Genomic DNA, 16633 nt, shown 5'->3' on the forward strand with positions numbered 1-16633 from the left:
TATGACAAAAAAGCAAGTTTTAAAGTCAATAATTTTCATAGTGCTTATAGCCTGGATGCTGGTCCATCTGACCTATATAGTAAGGACCAACGGTGATGTAAAGGACAGGTTTGTGGGCTTTTATGCTGAGAAGAATGACAGCCTTGATGCGGTTGCCATCGGCTCCAGCCCTGTTCCCATGTGCCTTGAAACTCCAAGGATCTATGGGGAGACGGGCATTACCATGTATCCCGTATCCTCCAACATGCAAAGACCCGTGGCCACCAAGTACCTGGTGGAGGAGATCTTAAAGACCCAGAATCCGGAACTATTCATTTTCGAGATGAGGATGTGGGGAGCTGAGGATGAGAACCTCCTTGGAAACATGGCTCACACAAGGGAGGTTACCGACAACCTGAAGTACTCCATCAACAGGAAAAGAGTTATCGACGCCATGGTGGATGATCCCGATGAGCGCCTGACTTACTACTTTGATATATTCAAGTACCACTCAAACTGGAAGACCCTGTTTTTATGGTCCCAGTTCAGGACCCTTTTCTATGAGTATCCAGAGGATCTTAAGGGCTATCTTCCCGAAACAGATGTAGGACCCTCAGATGCGCCGATCCTTGTGGAAGAAAGTGCCACAAAGTCCATTCCTCCGGAGCAGGAGGAGTATCTAAGGGACCTTCTTGCTTATCTTAAAGAGAAAAATATAAATGCCCTGTTTGTCACAACTCCGTATTCTGCCAGCGAAGAAGAGCAGATGGAGATAAACTACATGGCTCAGCTCATAGAGAAAGAGGGTTATCCCTTCCTTGACATGAATCGTCACCTTGATGAGATAGGCCTTGATTTTACCACCGACATCCGCGACTACGGTACCCACACCAACGTCCTTGGAGCGCAGAAGGTGACAGATTACTTTATACAGTACCTGAAAGATAATTATGTGGATGCGGGTTTGGCCCTGACAAAGGATCATAGGGGCGACAAAAAATACGCCTACTGGGACAAGGCTTATGAGAAGTATCTTTCCGAGATAGAAGAGGCTAGGACCAAGGCCCTCAGCAACGTAGCTACCAGAACATATTACGAACTTGAGTCCGATGAATGATGTATTTGAAGATAGAAATTATTATTTATCCCATGAGGCGGAGGTGAGAGAAACTGTATGCAGCAGCGATTCTCCAGCTCTACGGAGACAAGACAGCCTCCCAGGTTGGCTTGTCGCAGTGTCCAGAGCTCCGAGATGCTGAATACAGTTTCCCTTACCTCCGCCGGGGTATATTTATGGGCATACATGTTCAGATTTGTGCCTGGCGGTTTTCTGGGTTATAATATATGCGGGATTTTGCGATTTTAAAGCATCCCCTGGAGGAGACATGATAATTATTCAGCTTAAGGGCGGTCTGGGAAACCAGATGTTCCAATATGCCCTGTACAAAGAACTGCAGCATAGAGGTAAAGAAGTAAAGATAGATGATGTGAACGGCTTTATCGGTGATGAACTCAGAGTCCCGGTTCTTGGCCGTTTTGGCGTAGAATATGACAGGGCAACGCAGGAAGAGGTTGTGGCTCTTACAGATTCCAAGATGGATATTTTCAGCAGGATCAGAAGGAAGCTTACCGGAAGAAAGACCTTCAGGATAGATGAGCTGGAGGGTCTCTTTGATCCCCACATCCTTGAGGTTGAGAATGCTTATCTTGTGGGATACTGGCAGTCTGAAAAGTACTTCTCTTCACCTGAGGTTATAGCTCAGATCCAGGAAGTGTTTGGAAAGAGACCTCAGGAGATCATGCATGACTCCGTCAGCTGGTCAACTCTTCAGCAGATCGAGTGCAGCGAATCCGTTAGTATTCACGTAAGAAGAACGGACTATCTTGATGCAGAGCACATCAAGATACATAACCTTTGCTCAGAAAAGTATTACAAGAATGCTATCCAGATGATAAGACAGGCTCATCCCAATGCAGTATTTTTCATCTTCTCTGATGATAACGAGTGGTGTAAGAAACACTTTAAAGGGCCTCACTTCATAAATGTTGAGCTTCAGGAGGGTGAGAATACCGATGTATCGGATATGATCCTCATGAGCAGGTGCAAGCACCATATCATGGCCAATAGCTCTTTTAGCTGGTGGTCCTGTTGGCTTAACGATTCTCCGGAAAAGATGGTCATTGCTCCTGAAAAGTGGATCAACAATAAGAGAATGGATGATATCTACACCGACAGAATGACTAAGGTGGCTATATAAACGATAGGAATTAACATGAGTAATAGCAATTTACAGGACAAAAAGGCTGATAAGAAGGTCAGCCTTTTTTCTAAGATTAACTATATATTTGATAAAAAACAAAAGAGCCAGTTGATGGTTCTTGCTGTGCTGATACTAATAGGAGGTGTGTTCGAGACTCTTGGAGTTTCAATGATGCTTCCTGTTGTGTCAACGATCATAGTTCCCGACTCCCTTCATGAGTTTATCGGAGATCATCAGATACTCCAGGATATTATAAATGCTCTGGGACTTAACGATGACAGGTCTTTGTCGGCAGCACTTCTTATCATGATGGTAGCTCTTTTCGTGATAAAAAATGCTTATCTGCTTTTCCTTATCCACAGGCAGAACACCTTCGTTGCAAGGGCCCGTAATGACATGATAAGCCGTGTCATGAGAGAGTTTTTGAACAGGCCCTACGAGGACTATCTTGGGGCAGATATCCCAACTGTTTTCAGAATAACTGACAGTGATATCCCAAGGGTCTTTTCTCTTATGCTGGCAATGCTATCTATGGCTACAGAGCTGGTGGTTTCCATATTCCTCGGGGCAGTACTTTTATTCGTTAACTGGCAGATGACGGTTCTTATGGTAGTGGTTCTTCTTATCATGACTCTCATCAGCACCAAGCTTTTAAAGCCAAAGCTCAATGACATCGGAAGAGAGAATCAGAACACCCAGTCAAGGATTGCCAAGTGGAGAATCCAGGCTATTTACGGTCTTAAGGATGTAAAGGTTTTAAACAGACAGGATTTCTTTATCAGGAACTACTATGAGTCTGGAAGGGTAGGAGCTAATATCGCAAGAGATTATGCAGTGCTGAATTCAGTGCCAAGGCTCATGATCGAGACAGTATTTATGGCAACTGTCATCCTGTACATCCTGGTTTATATTTTAAGGGGCGGGGATGCGACCATGCTTATTCCTCAGCTGACAGCCTTTGGTGTGGCTGCCATAAGGATCATGCCTTCCGCTAACCGTATCAACACCTATATGACTGAGATTGCCTACAATCAGTACAGTCTTGATTTTGTTTATGAGAACCTCACAGAATCCATGAAGACAGATAAGGCCATGAGGGCAGAGCGCGCTGCCATCGCAGGACCTGAGCTTCATCTGGAAAAAGAGATTGAACTTAAGGGCATCACTTTTGCATACCCTGATTCTGATGTGAGAATCTTTGAAAATGCAAACATGCTGGTTAAGAAGGGACAGTCCGTGGGAATCATGGGACCTTCCGGAGCCGGTAAGTCAACCATCGTAGATATTCTCCTGGGTCTTTTACATGTTCAGGCCGGCGAGATCATGTGCGATGGAAGCAATATCTTTAGTAACTATGATTCATGGCTTGCTCAGATAGGTTATATTCCTCAGTCAATTTATCTGGTTGATGAGTCAATCCGTGAGAACATTGCCTTTGGTATTGATGCTGACAGGATCGATGAGGACAGGATCTGGCAGGTAATGGAGGAGGCTCAGCTGGCTGACTTTGTAAGGACTCTTCCTGAGGGACTGGACACAACAATCGGCGACAGAGGAGTGAGGCTTTCCGGTGGTCAGAGACAGAGGATCGGTATTGCCAGAGCTCTTTATCATAACCCTGAGATACTGGTATTCGACGAGGCTACCAGTGCTCTGGACAACGAGACAGAGGCAGCAGTTATGGAGGCCATCAACAGCTTCCACGGCAAGAAGACCATGGTCATTATTGCCCACAGACTTAACACCATTGCAAACTGCGACGTTATCTACGAGGTGAAGGACGGAAAGATCTCACCTACAACTCTGGAAGGAAGGACAGTTATCCAGTAATGATAGGAACAGAGTTTTTGTACGGATTTGGACTTGGAAATCAGCTGTTCTGGTATGTGACTGCCAGGGCTGTAGCTGAGGACCATGGATATAAATTTGGAATCTGTAATCCCAAGGCCCTGGCCAACAACATGCACTCCGACAGCGGAATGTATTTTATGGACATTGATCTTGGCGAGGAGATTCCTGAGAGCGACAAGCCAAAATACAAGATCTTTGAGGACAATGACAACAGACTGTATATTGGCAGTTCAGATCACGATATGGAGCACGGTGCTTACGTAAGTGGCGTGGATCCAAGGTTTGACCAAATAGAAGATAACACTTTGCTCTATGGAAATCTGCAGGCAGAAGCCTACTTTGAGAAGTACAAGGATAAGCTCAAGGATTGGCTCAAGGTAAAGCCTGAGTATGATTCCCATGAATACACGAAGGACAATCTGTGCATCATTCATCTCAGGTGCGGAGACTATTCCAATTCGCCGGAGCTGTGGCTTGACAGGAGCTACTGGGTTCACGGCATCAGGCAGATGCGAAAGATAAGACCTGATATGGAGTTTTTAGCTGTTACTGATGATGTTGAGGCAGCTCACAAGATCCTTCCTGAGGTTAAGGCAGTAAGAAATGATATCGGCAAGGATTATGTGACCATCAAAAATGCCAGATATCTTCTGCTTTCCAACTCATCCTTTGCAGTATTTCCTGCCATGACCAGTGATGAGCTTCAGTATGCCATTGCACCAAAATATTGGGCAAGACACAATGTTTCAGACGGCTTCTGGGCATCAGAGCAGAACATTTACAGCTGTTTCCATTACATGGACAGGAAGGGAAAGCTCTTTTCCCCGGAGGAGTGCAGACAGGAACTTGAGAGGTACAAAAAAACCTCTTCAACATACAAAAGACTTAACCAAAAGCCCGGAAAGGTACGCAGCACCTGTCAGAAGATCAGGGCTAGCTACCTGTATGCTGTTTATATGGGACGGAAGATCTGGCGCAGCCTTGAGCGCAGAACCGGACTCATTAAAGTATTTCATGTTTGACGGAAGATAATTACATTATGGATAAAATAAAACTTCCTAAGGTGACACTTGTTGCCATGACAAGTGTCGACATATATGAGACGGTCCAGGCCATGAAGTATAGTATGCGAGGGATTGAATTTGGGGATGCTGTGCTGATAACGGACCGAAAGCCCTTTTATCTTCCAAAAGAGATCAGGTACAGCCACACGGACAAGCTTGACGACATAGACAAGTTCAATTACAAGATGACCTACGAGCTGTACAAGCATATAAATACAGACTTTGCACTTATTGTCCATGCTGACGGATTTGTGATCCACCCTGAGAACTGGAGGGACGAGTTCCTTGATTACGACTATATAGGTTCACCATGGCCGCTTCCAAAGAATGACTACGCCTACAGGGACAGCAAGGGCCAGATCTGCAGGGTTGGAAATTCAGTTTCCATCAGGTCAAAGCGTCTTATGGAATTTCCTGAAAAGAATAACCTGCCATGGGTAAAGGTCTACGACGGCTTTTTTAATGAGGATATTTTCCTTTGCTGTCACGCCAAGAATCTCATGGAGGAGCAGGGACTTAAGTGGGCACCTTTTGAACTGGCAATAAAGTTTGGAAGGGAACACCCTCTTCCTGAGAACAAGGGAGTTGAGCCCTTTGTCTTTCATAAATGGTGGGGAGAAAACGCTGGTTACCCCAGGTTTTATAGCCCTAAAAAGCGCTTCAAGATGGCTCTTCGCCCGCTCCTTTTCTGGAGAAGGTCGAAGAAATGGAAAGAGGAGCATAACGTACAATGAAGTTTTCGGTCATCATTCCGGTATATAATGCCGAAAAGTACATAGCTGACACTCTGAAGACCTTTAATGGGTCTGCAGGCAGGGTGCGTAGGGATGATGGCCTTCAGGCGGACTATGAAGTTCTTTTGATTGAGAATGGTTCAAGCGATAAAAGCGCAGAGATCTGCGATCAGTACGCTTCGGATAACAATTACATCAGGACGTTCCACTACGGACCTATCGGTCCTTTTGCTGCAAGGAGAAAAGGGATAGAGCAGGCAAGGGGCGAGTATCTGGTGTTTGTGGATGCTGATGATGAGCTTGATGAAAAGGCTCTTCCGTGCCTTTTGGGGTACATAGATAAATGGGAGGAAAAAGGCATTTCTCCCGATGTTATAATCTACAACGCAGCGGATTATCACAATAGAGACAGCAGGATATTTAATTTCCCCTTCAAGGAGGATCAGCTCTACAAGGGGGATGAGAAGATAATTTTTTACGATATCATGAGCTGCTCTGATGCCATAAATGCCATGTGGAATAAGTGCATCAGGCGGGAGTTTGCTTTGGAGACTGCTTCCTTTGAGGATATTGATCTTCACCACGGCGAGGACCTTTTGCAGACAGCTGAGTTCATAGATAAGGCTGACAGTATAGTTTATCTGGACCAAAATCTGTACTATTATCGCCAGAATTCAAACGGCCTTACAGGAAATTTCCATGAGCGTTTTATGGCTGATCAGGAGAGAGCCTGGGAGCTGTTTGATGAATATGTGGACAGGTGGTCCAGGACAATAATAATGAGCGACCGGGGGCTTAGAAAAGTCCTTGGGATAGAGGATAAGGACTACCAGACTATTCTTTCCAGTCGGAAAACCCTTACCTGTGCTATTGGGGTCAAGAATCTTATTTATTCCAGGCTTTCAATGTCAGAAAAGAAGAAATGTCTTAAGGCATTGATGGCGATGCCCTTCTATGACCGCTATGCACTTAAAGAGCTGCCTGACTGGGCCAGCGAAGAAGATTCTTTTGTCCATGAACTTATGACCCTGGAGAACCCATACGGGGAGCTGATAGACAATGCTTTTTCCCATGCTCTTAAGAGCTTTGTGAAAAGGCTTTTGGGTAGGCAGTAACATTTAGGAGATATACATGGTAATAGATTGCATACCTTTCTTTAATGAGATAGATATATTAAAGCTGAGGCTGAACATACTAAACCCTTTCGTGGATAAGTTTGTTATCGAAGAGGCAACCATGACCTTTTCCGGTCAGGAAAAGGAACTGTGCTTTGAGAAGAACAAAGAAAAGTTTAAGGAATTTCTGGATAAGATTGTTTATGTGAAGGTTACTGACACTCCAGCAGTTGCCGTAACTCATGAAAGAGATTATTACCAGAAAAACCAGCTGATAAAGGGACTTAAGGAGCTGGGGGCCACAGAGGACGATGTGGTAATTTTCGGAGACTGTGACGAGATCCCAAATCCCAAGGTTCTGGAAAAGATCATAAATAGCTTTGATAAGACAAAAGTTTACCACCTGGCCCAGAGAAATTTCTATGGGTTCCTGAACATGGAGGAGTCTTCAGGAAAGCTTCTTTCAATAACAGGGGAATTTCCTGAGATAGCGGAAAAGGACAGAAAGTGGCTTGGGACAAAGGTTTCATCCATGCTGAACATCCCTGAGGAAGGAATAGTTCGAATGAGGGATCTTTGCAAGGTGACTGATGAAAACGCTGTTAGAGTTGCAGATGGCGGATGGCACTTTGGGTACATGGGGGGAGAACATGAAACAGACCCCTTAAAGAGGATCGGAGTTAAGGTCTTGGCAGCAGCTCATCAGGAGTACTCAGAGCGTGAAGTGATATTAGAGACTGTGGACCGTTTGGTTTTGGGACAGGATATCTTTGGAAGGGATGCTACCTTTAAGAGAGTTGAGGTGGACGACAGCTATCCGGCTTATCTTTTGGAGCATCTATCAGAGTATGAGTATCTTGTCATGCCGGTAATATCGCCATTTTCAAAGCTGTATCACAAGCTGGATCTTACAGTTGGAAGATTTTTTAGAAAGGCCTGTCGCAAGATTGGAAGAATGTTTTCAAAGTGACGGGAAGCATATATGAAGTTTTTGACTGATGACAACAGGAAGAAAATAGTAAATGCGCTGTTTTACGCAGCCCTTACCATAGAGCTTTTATTGATGATCCTGGAAAAGAGTGAGATAGAGTTTTCCGGGGAGAGCTATGTATTCAGGGTAACATTTCTTTTAACTCTTGTGGCAACACTGATTATGAAGAGGGACAAGAAGGAATGGATAGTAGTTCTGGTGCTTTTGGGGCTCTCCGGTTTTGCTTATGTTTATTCCGGGAAAAATGATCTGTTAAGGCTTAGTACCTTCATCATGGCAGCAAGGGACGTTGATCTTTATAAGGCCATGAAGTATTGCTTTTATGTTTGTCTTGCAGGATTTGGCCTGATTGCCCTTCTTTCGGTTCTGGGAATTATGGGAGATATAGCTCTGGTAGCGGACTACGGCAGGAGCGATCCCAATGAAAAGAGATATGTATTTGGTTTCGGTCATCCCAACACTTTGTTTGGATGTGCCTATGCCCTGCTATTGATGTGGCTTTGGCTCTATGGAAAGACTGCGAAGTGGTGGCAGTATGTGCTTTGCATTTTACTTTCGGGAGCAGCAATATGGCTGTCCCAGTCAAGGACTGGAATTGCTGTCTGCTTTATGACTGTGGTACTTGCGATTATTGCCAGGATCTTTCCTAAGGTATCCGGGTGTCAGGGTATTTATGTTGTAGGCACTACGTTTTCAACAGTTTTTTCTGTGGCACTGTCTGTATTTGCTGCGTGGCTGGCATCTACAGTATACATAGACAATTATGTTGACGGTGATTTCTGGATCCTGGAGGGAAAAATAAACTTCAGGATAAGTAACCTGTTCTACAGCGCGGAGAATCGCGATGGCGTACTCTACAGGTGGAAGCTCTTTTCAGGCCACGGCTGTGAGTCATACTTTGATATGGGCTGGGTAAGGATCTTTTACTGGTACGGGATCATACCTGCGGTGGTGATCATCCTGTGTGTCCTTGCCGTTGCTTATGTTAGCTGGAAGAAGAGGGATGTATGGACTCTGATCCTTATCATTTCCCTTTCAATATATACTCTTGCGGAGGCGACCTTTGTTACCAGATATCTGGGAAGGGATTTCTTCCTGATAATCGCGGGAGTTTACCTGGGATGTTTTTTCAGGGCAGTTATTCTAAAGATTGATATAAAAGAAGGGGAGACCTATGGCGGAAAAGCTTAGGAAAAAGCTCTTTTATGTGACTGCGATCGTGAACTTTATCATGGTGGCAGTATATGAGTTTTTAACACCAACAATGTCGGATGACGTTATATATGCAGATAAGGTGGCAGAGGCAACGAGCTTCTTTGATCTGTTTGCCCAGGAGTACGAGCATTACATGGGACACACAGGAAGGAGTATTTCTCATATCATGCTGAGGATATTCCTTTATATTGGGAACAAGGCTGTTTTCAATGTGGCAGCAGCTCTTGTGTTTACGGCGCTTTCCCTTATGATCTACGCAAATATCCGTCACAAGAGGGCTTATGATCTCAGGATCTACGTGGGGATTCTGGTGCTGATGTGGCTCTTTGATCCCACAATTTCCAACAGTACCTTCTGGGAGACCGGCGCATGTAATTATATGTTTACAGCTGCTATCATGTTTGCTTTTATTACAGTGTACAGGAAGGCTTTCTGGAATGACAGGGACTCCGGCATTGGCTTTGCTATTGGAGTTTTCCTTTTGGGAGTGTTGGCCGGCTGGTGCAACGAGAACACTTCCGGCGGCGTAATTGTCTTTTCCCTGCTGATGCTCATTGGCAAGTGGTTTGAGAAAAGAGATTTCTCCGGCTTCAAGAACTGGATGGTTACCGGAGTTGTGGGCAATATCGTTGGATATCTTGTGATGCTATTATCTCCTGGAAATACTGCAAGAGCAGGAGTTGAGGCTGAGGAAGAAGCTCACACCGGAATTCTGGCTTTGGCAGCAAGATTCCTTAAGATAACACTGAACATCAAGGAAAGCTATCTTGTGCTCGTTTTTGTATTTATGGTTGTGGCAATTGCCATTGCTTATAGAACAGGGAAGGCAGCAGCGTTCTTTGAGGCTTCAAAGGGAATGCTTTTGTTTGGATTTATGTTCCTTGCTACCTGCTATGCGCTTATCATGGTGTCACAGTCACAGCTTCGTACTTATTACGGGGCAAGCCTGTTTCTGATGACAGGAATCATGCAGGGAATTGCATGGATAGTAAATGAGGGCTTTAAGGAGGATGTGGTCCAGATCCTGGTAACATCTATTGTGGCTATATATGGCGTGTTCCTTCTGTTTACTTATGTCCAGGAAGGGGCAAACCTTGCAAGGATAAAGAGGGAGTTTGACGAGAGAGAAGTTTACTATATCCAGTGCGTTCAGGAGGACAAGCTGTGGATCAAGGCGCCGAAGTTAAGACCTCAGTGGCAGAGCAGATTTTCCATGGCCTATGATTCAGATATCTCTGAGGACAAGGACAATTGGCTGAACATGAGCTACTGTTACCACTACGGACTTGATTTTATTGAGGCTGTGGAGCGCGAGGATTGGACGGAGTATTAAGGGTTAATGGATAGTAATGGGGAGAAACTTGTCAGCATTATAGTTCCTGTATATCAGGCAAAAGACACACTTAGAAGGTGTGTCTTATCTTGTTTAAATCAGAAGTTTATCAAGGACCATGAGCTGGAGGTTATCCTGGTGGACGACGGCTCCACAGATGGGTCTGGAGGGATCTGTGATGAGCTGCAGAAGGAGTTTGGCCGAGGTGCTGCGGATTCTGCGAGGCAGACCCGGGGCGGACTATCGGAGGCGCATTCTGGCGATCAGGCTGGAGGCAATCTTTCGGGGACGCAGGGACGTATCAAGGTTGTTCATACTAAGAACTTCGGAGTTTCCCACGCCCGTAATCTTGGCCTTGAAAGGGCTACTGGAAGATTTGTTGCCTTTGTAGATGCGGATGATCAGGTGAAAGAGGAGTTCCTGGAAGGCCTCATGAAGTATGCCGATGAGGGAACAGTTCTTTTGGATGATACGGATAGTTATTCGGGATCTCAGAAGATAAGCGGATTTCAGTACATTGAGAACTGCATTCTGAATTCCAACTCTCATGTGTGGGGAAAGCTTTTTGACAGGAAGACAATTTCTGAGAACCACATAATGTTTCAGGAGGGGCTCACCATCGGAGAGGATCTTTTGTTTCTTTTGGACTTTGCCCTTTCCCAGGAAAAGAGACATACCATCCGGTGCGTTGCAACCGGGGATTACATTTATACAGAGAACGAATCCGGTGCTATGAAGAGCGCCTTTAAGGCCAGCTACATGGACGAGATAAGGTGCTGGAAGCAGGCTGAGGATAAACTTTTGCCCTATCGTGAGAACCTATCAAGCTTCGCGTTTGTGTCACTGGCAGCAAGCCAGATCATGACTGCGTTTCTGGTGATCGGAAAGGTTGCTGTGATGGAGACAAGCGCAGGTAGTGCTTTAGATAAAGAATTGCATGGAACTGTGAAGGGTATGGCAGAGACGAAGGATTTGTTGGGGAAGACTGCGATGACCGGGGCTGCGGATTCAGATTTGGCGAAGCTGGCGGTTGATGAGGCTTCGAAGCAGATAAACCATGCTCTCAAGACTCACGGCGCTTTTGCGGCGCTGTCTGCAGGCTATAAGATAAAGGTGATGGTCTTTAGGTTGAGCCCGTCGCTGTATCTTAAGCTCTATGGGAAGCACAAAGGAAATTGACATGAAAGAAAACTTGAACAGACCCATTATTTTATACATGCACGCCGGAAGCGGAAATCATGGGTGCGAGGCTATTGCGGATAGCACTATCAGGATGATCCATAGGTTGCGCCTTGAACATGGGTGCGACATGAATACCACGCCGAAGCCTGTGATCATCTCAAATGATGCAGAGGAGGACAGGCGATACGTTCTTGGAGAGCTGGAAAAGCAGGGGCTTTGTCTTTTGGAGACGGAAAGACACATTGATAAGGATTTCCTGGCCCATGTCTTTTACTATGGTTGGCGCAAGATCACTGGTGATAAGCAGTCCTTCATGCGTTACAGATTTAAGGATGCTTACAGGGGATATGTTCGCGAATTTAAGAGGTGTGGAGTTGCCGTAGACAACAAGCCCCTGGCGATATCCATTGGTGGTGACAATTACTGTTATCCAGAGATGGTGGGAGACCTTATCCTGGCTCATGATTACTTCATAAAGAGGGGCTTTGAGACGGTGCTCTGGGGATGCTCCATTGAGCCTGATTCTTTGAAGAATGGGGCGCTCCTTAAGGACCTGATGAATTTTGACCACATTTATGCAAGGGAATCCATCACCTATAATGCTTTGCTGAACGCCGGAATTTCTGCTGATAAGTTGACACTTCGAAAAGACCCGGCATTTGAACTTGATACAGCTCAGGTTACTCTTCCGGAGAACTTTAAGGAAGGAGCAACCGTAGGAATAAACCTAAGTCCCATGGTACTTGAAAGGGCAGGAGATCCTGCGCTGGTGAAAGCAAGTTATAGGAACTTCATTAGGTATATTCTAGATAACACCGACAACAATATAGCCTTCGTGCCACACGTAGTCTGGCCATCCAACGACGACAGAAAGCCTTTGCGTGAAATGTACGAGGAGATTGCATCCACAGGACGAGCTGTGTTCATCGAAGATGCTCCTGCAGAAGTCCTAAAGGGCTACATTTCCAAGTGCAGCTTTTTCGTAGGCGCCCGTACCCACAGCACAATCGCCGCCTATAGCTCCGGTGTCCCAACGTTGGTAATTGGCTATTCCGTAAAGAGCCGAGGCATCGCCACCGACCTCTTCGGCACTATAGAAAACTACGTACTACCAGTACAAGATATTTCAGACCCAGAGGCCTTAATACGGTCCTATGAATATATTACGAAACATCTGATGACAGGGCGTACCCACTACAACAATACTTTGGGGGAAACAATATGCTTATATTGAAGATCGCAGGCGGTCTGGGAAACCAGATGCAGCAGTACTCGGTCTACACCAAGCTTAAGAAGATGGGGAAGGATATTAAGCTTGACCTTTCATGGTTTGATCCATCAATCCAAAAGAATATGCTGGCTCCAAGAGAATTTGAGCTTAGCACCTTTAAAGGCGTTACTTTTGAGGAATGCACCAAGGAGGAGAGAGATCTCTTTTTAAAGAGGAATGCTCTTCAGAAGGTAACAGGAAAAGTTGCTTGTAAGCTGGGCCTTAGAAGTGACGAGAATCCAAATGTCTTTTCCGAAAAAGAGATGTACCACCCGGAGGTGTTTGAACTTGAAGATAAGTACATCTCAGGGTATTTTGCCTGCCAGAAATATTATGCGGACATAATGCCTGACATGCAGGAGATATTTCTTTTCCCGGATCATCCCGATGAGATCCTTCATAAGAGGAATATGGCTCTGGCGGATAGAATGGACCAGGAGAACTCCGTCAGCGTCCACATAAGGCGTGGGGATTATCTGGATCCGCCGAACTTCGCTATTCTGGGGAACATTGCTACCCAGGAGTACTACGACAGCGCCATGGAGTATTTCAGGGTAAAAGACCCTTCGACTCATTTTTACATTTTTACCAGTGACCACGAGTATGCCAGGGAGAAGTTCTCTGACGAGAGCAGATACACCATCGTGGACTGGAACACAGGTAAAAACAGCGTTCAGGACCTGATGCTTATGAGTCATTGCAGGGGTAATATCTGTGCAAATTCCACTTTTAGTTTCTGGGGCGCAAGGCTCAACAGAAGGCCTGACAAGATGGTGATCAGAACCTATAAGATGAGAAATAACCAGCCTGTAACCCCGGAGATCATGCATGATTACTGGGCTGACTGGATACTGATGGACGAAAAAGGAAGTATAGTGTGAGCAGAGTTAAATCCGCAACAAGAAATATAACCTTTGGGTATGTGGGACAGGTGGCAACCACGATCATGTCGTTTGTGTTGCGAACTGTCTTTCTCATGCACTTAAATGAGCAGCTTCTTGGTGTAAACTCTCTCTACAGCAACATTCTGGCGGTGCTCAACATGGCGGAGCTGGGCATTGGAACAGCCCTGAACTTCAGCCTTTACGGACCGGTGGCAAGGGGTGAGACTGAAAAGATCAAGTCCTATATGCAGCTTTACCGAAAGGCCTATCATGTGATTGCCCTGGTGGTGGCAGGAATTGGCCTGGCGCTTACGCCTTTCCTTGGGATACTGGTTAAGAATCCGGGGAGCATTTCCCAGAGGGATCTGGTTCTTTTCTACCTCATCTTCCTGTTCAACACTGTGACCAGCTACTTTGTGGCCTATAAGTACAGTCTCATTAATGCTGAGCAAAAGAACTATATCCAGACGAATATACTTACCATAACCAAGATCGTTACTGTGTTTATACAGATCATCGTGGTTGTGGCGACAGAGAACTTCTACCTGTTCCTTCTGACGGATGCGGCGGTTCAGCTGATCCAGAAGATTTTTGTGTCCAGGTATCTTGATAAGCTTTATCCATATCTTAAGGATAAGAATGTGACAAAGCTTGCAAAAGAAGAGAGCGACGAAGTCTGGAAAAAGACAAAGGCCCTTGTATTCCACAAAGTGGGAGATGTGGCAAGACTTCAGACGGATGCCCTTATTATTTCGTCCTTTATCGAAGTTTCCATGGCTGGATTTGTTGACAACTATAACCTGGTAATCAACTCAGTTGCTAACTTCGTAAATATTATCTTTAACTCAGTTATTTCAAGCTTTGGAAATCTCATTGCCACGGAGAGCAAGGAAAAGCAGTTTTCCATGTTCAAGGTATATCGCTTCTTTGCCTCCTGGGTTTATGGATTTTCCTGCATAGGGTTTATGGTTCTTTTAACTCCTCTCATAAGGCTGTTGTGGGGAGATAAGTGGATCCTTCCACAGGCGGCGGTTTACTGCATCCTCATTGATTATTACTTCAAGGGTGACAGGATTGTTCTTAGTAACTACAAGACTGCTGCGGGAGTATTTGAGCCGGATAAGTACCTGGCGCTTATACAGGGAGCTGTGAACCTGGTGATTTCCATTGTGCTGGTGCAGACACCACTGGGGCTTACAGGTGTTTATATTGGAACCATTGTTTCAGGGCTTATCGCCAATGTAACAAAGCCTGTGATAATTTACGGAAGCTGCTTTGACAGGAAGGCATGGGGGTATTTTGCTGACACTGCAAAGTATCTTCTTAGCATGGTTTCGGTGCTGGTGGTATGTCAGTTCATCAGCAGCAAAGTTATTTCAGATCTTAATTTCGTATCATTTTTTGTAATGGCTGTGATCATCACAGTGATCTTCAATGGGGTATATTTTCTGCTTTACGGCAGAACAGAGGAATTCAAATATCTTAGCGCCAAGGTGCTGGAGAAGGTAAGAAGGGCAAAGTAATGGACGGATTTCAGCTGGACACAAAGATTTATTTTGAGGTTATCAGACAGACAACAAAGGATTTAAAAGGGATCAGAGATGTTTCGGTAAAGGACAGGGCAAAGGATTTTGTGAAGAGTGCCATGGGCAGGTCTGTAAGGACAAAAGATCCTCTGTTCTGGCCGGCAGGGATGCTGATGCTGGGACTAGTGGAAGCAAGGCGTTCCCTTATTGAGAAACTGGCAAAGGAAGAGGGAGCAGATGCTCTTGTGGAGGAGATTGATTCCGTTATCCTTAAGCACTTAAATGTCTGGAAGGGCAAGTATGGTGCGAAGGTGGACTATATTGATGACGCCCTTGCAGGGGTGGCTGTGGTAAGACTCTATAAGCAGAGCTATGATGAGAAGCTTCGAAATGCCTGTAAGATTACTGCTGACAAGATCTATGCTTATCTGCAGAATGCAGCCAGGGATAAGACTGGAACCATAGTCTATAACTCCGACAGAGATTTGGGAAATGTATTTGCTGATGGAACAGGCATGGTGAGCATGTTTCTTGCGGCTTATGGTGAAGCCTTTGAGGTGAAAGAGGCTCTGGATATTTCTGCGCTTCAGCTTTTAAATTTTAAAAAGTATGGCATGGATTCCAGAACAGGTCTTCCATATCATGGTTATTCCCTTGAGGGAACAGCAGTTAAAAAAGGAGTTCTTTCCTGGGGAAGGGCAGCAGGCTGGCTTATTATGGGACTGGCGGAATTTGCTGCCGTTATGGAGAGTTATGCCTTGGAGGGGAAAACAGGTCCTGACCTCAATGTGGTCAGCAAGCTTGTGACCTGGTACAGAGAGCTTTCTGTAAATTTGGCTTCCTATCAAAAGCCTGATGGCGGATTTGCCTGGCAGGTTCAGGCTGTGGACGGCCCTTTGGATACATCCGCAACAGGTATGATCCTCTATGGTCTTATGAGACCGGAGAATCACGAGGCGCCAGAGGTTGAAAAGAGTCTTACAGCTCTTTTGGAATCTATTGTAGACGGAAAGGTTGAGAAGACCTTAAGCTCCTGCGATGACTTCGGAGTTCACTACCAAAGCTATGGTCACTACCCATGGGGACAGGGAGCTGTGCTGGCGGTATTGGCGACATTGTGAAAGTAAGAGGCTGTACATTTTTGTGCAGTCTCTTTACTGTTGATTAAATTATTATTAATTATGTCCTGAATAACGCACAAAAATTAACGAAAGTAATATAATTAATC

Annotated in this window: 14 protein-coding genes; all 14 read left to right on the top strand. The window is 45.3% G+C overall.

Annotated features, from left to right (window positions below):
- Position 1 precedes the first annotated feature (1 nt).
- Complete coding sequence (locus BO18_RS09075; RefSeq protein ID WP_051688601.1) at positions 2 to 1096, top strand: SGNH/GDSL hydrolase family protein; 1095 nt, start codon at positions 2 to 4, stop codon at positions 1094 to 1096.
- Between the two features lie 268 nt (positions 1097 to 1364).
- Positions 1365 to 2237 carry an alpha-1,2-fucosyltransferase gene (locus BO18_RS09080; RefSeq protein WP_034445545.1) on the top strand — a complete coding sequence of 291 codons (873 nt, stop codon included), beginning with the start codon at positions 1365 to 1367 and terminating at the stop codon, positions 2235 to 2237.
- Positions 2238 to 2252: 15 nt separating this feature from the next.
- Complete coding sequence (locus BO18_RS09085; protein WP_051688602.1) at positions 2253 to 4070, top strand: ABC transporter ATP-binding protein; 1818 nt, start codon at positions 2253 to 2255, stop codon at positions 4068 to 4070.
- Positions 4070 to 5113 (top strand): glycosyl transferase, encoded by a 1044-nt coding sequence (locus BO18_RS09090; RefSeq protein WP_034445547.1) that lies wholly within the window; start codon positions 4070 to 4072, stop codon positions 5111 to 5113. The genes BO18_RS09085 and BO18_RS09090 overlap by 1 nt, the downstream gene beginning before the upstream one ends.
- A gap of 17 nt (positions 5114 to 5130) precedes the next feature.
- On the top strand, positions 5131 to 5889 hold the full coding sequence (locus BO18_RS09095; protein WP_242856536.1) for a DUF5672 family protein: 759 nt from the start codon (positions 5131 to 5133) through the stop codon (positions 5887 to 5889).
- A complete protein-coding gene (locus BO18_RS09100; RefSeq protein ID WP_034445549.1) occupies positions 5886 to 7004 on the top strand; it encodes a glycosyltransferase family 2 protein in 1119 nt (372 codons plus the stop codon). Before BO18_RS09095 ends, BO18_RS09100 begins: the two co-directional genes overlap by 4 nt.
- Before the next feature lie 16 nt (positions 7005 to 7020).
- Complete coding sequence (locus tag BO18_RS09105; protein ID WP_034445551.1) at positions 7021 to 7974, top strand: glycosyl transferase GT17 family protein; 954 nt, start codon at positions 7021 to 7023, stop codon at positions 7972 to 7974.
- Positions 7975 to 7986: 12 nt separating this feature from the next.
- Positions 7987 to 9186 (top strand): hypothetical protein, encoded by a 1200-nt coding sequence (locus BO18_RS09110; protein ID WP_034445553.1) that lies wholly within the window; start codon positions 7987 to 7989, stop codon positions 9184 to 9186.
- Positions 9170 to 10543 (top strand): DUF3329 domain-containing protein, encoded by a 1374-nt coding sequence (locus BO18_RS09115; protein WP_034445555.1) that lies wholly within the window; start codon positions 9170 to 9172, stop codon positions 10541 to 10543. The genes BO18_RS09110 and BO18_RS09115 overlap by 17 nt, the downstream gene beginning before the upstream one ends.
- Before the next feature lie 6 nt (positions 10544 to 10549).
- Positions 10550 to 11722 carry a glycosyltransferase family 2 protein gene (locus BO18_RS09120; RefSeq protein ID WP_034445557.1) on the top strand — a complete coding sequence of 391 codons (1173 nt, stop codon included), beginning with the start codon at positions 10550 to 10552 and terminating at the stop codon, positions 11720 to 11722.
- A gap of 1 nt (position 11723) precedes the next feature.
- Positions 11724 to 12959, top strand: coding sequence for a polysaccharide pyruvyl transferase family protein (locus BO18_RS09125; RefSeq protein WP_066738220.1), 1236 nt, complete (start codon positions 11724 to 11726; stop codon positions 12957 to 12959).
- Positions 12947 to 13876, top strand: a complete 930-nt coding sequence (locus BO18_RS09130; RefSeq protein WP_034445559.1) for an alpha-1,2-fucosyltransferase — start codon at positions 12947 to 12949, stop codon at positions 13874 to 13876. The genes BO18_RS09125 and BO18_RS09130 overlap by 13 nt, the downstream gene beginning before the upstream one ends.
- Positions 13873 to 15402: a lipopolysaccharide biosynthesis protein gene (locus tag BO18_RS09135; protein ID WP_034445561.1), complete on the top strand. Its 1530-nt coding sequence runs from the start codon at positions 13873 to 13875 to the stop codon at positions 15400 to 15402. Before BO18_RS09130 ends, BO18_RS09135 begins: the two co-directional genes overlap by 4 nt.
- Complete coding sequence (locus BO18_RS09140) at positions 15402 to 16526, top strand: glycoside hydrolase family 88 protein (RefSeq protein WP_034445563.1); 1125 nt, start codon at positions 15402 to 15404, stop codon at positions 16524 to 16526. The genes BO18_RS09135 and BO18_RS09140 overlap by 1 nt, the downstream gene beginning before the upstream one ends.
- Positions 16527 to 16633 lie beyond the last annotated feature (107 nt).

It is taken from the genome of Butyrivibrio sp. AE2032, assembly GCF_000702965.1.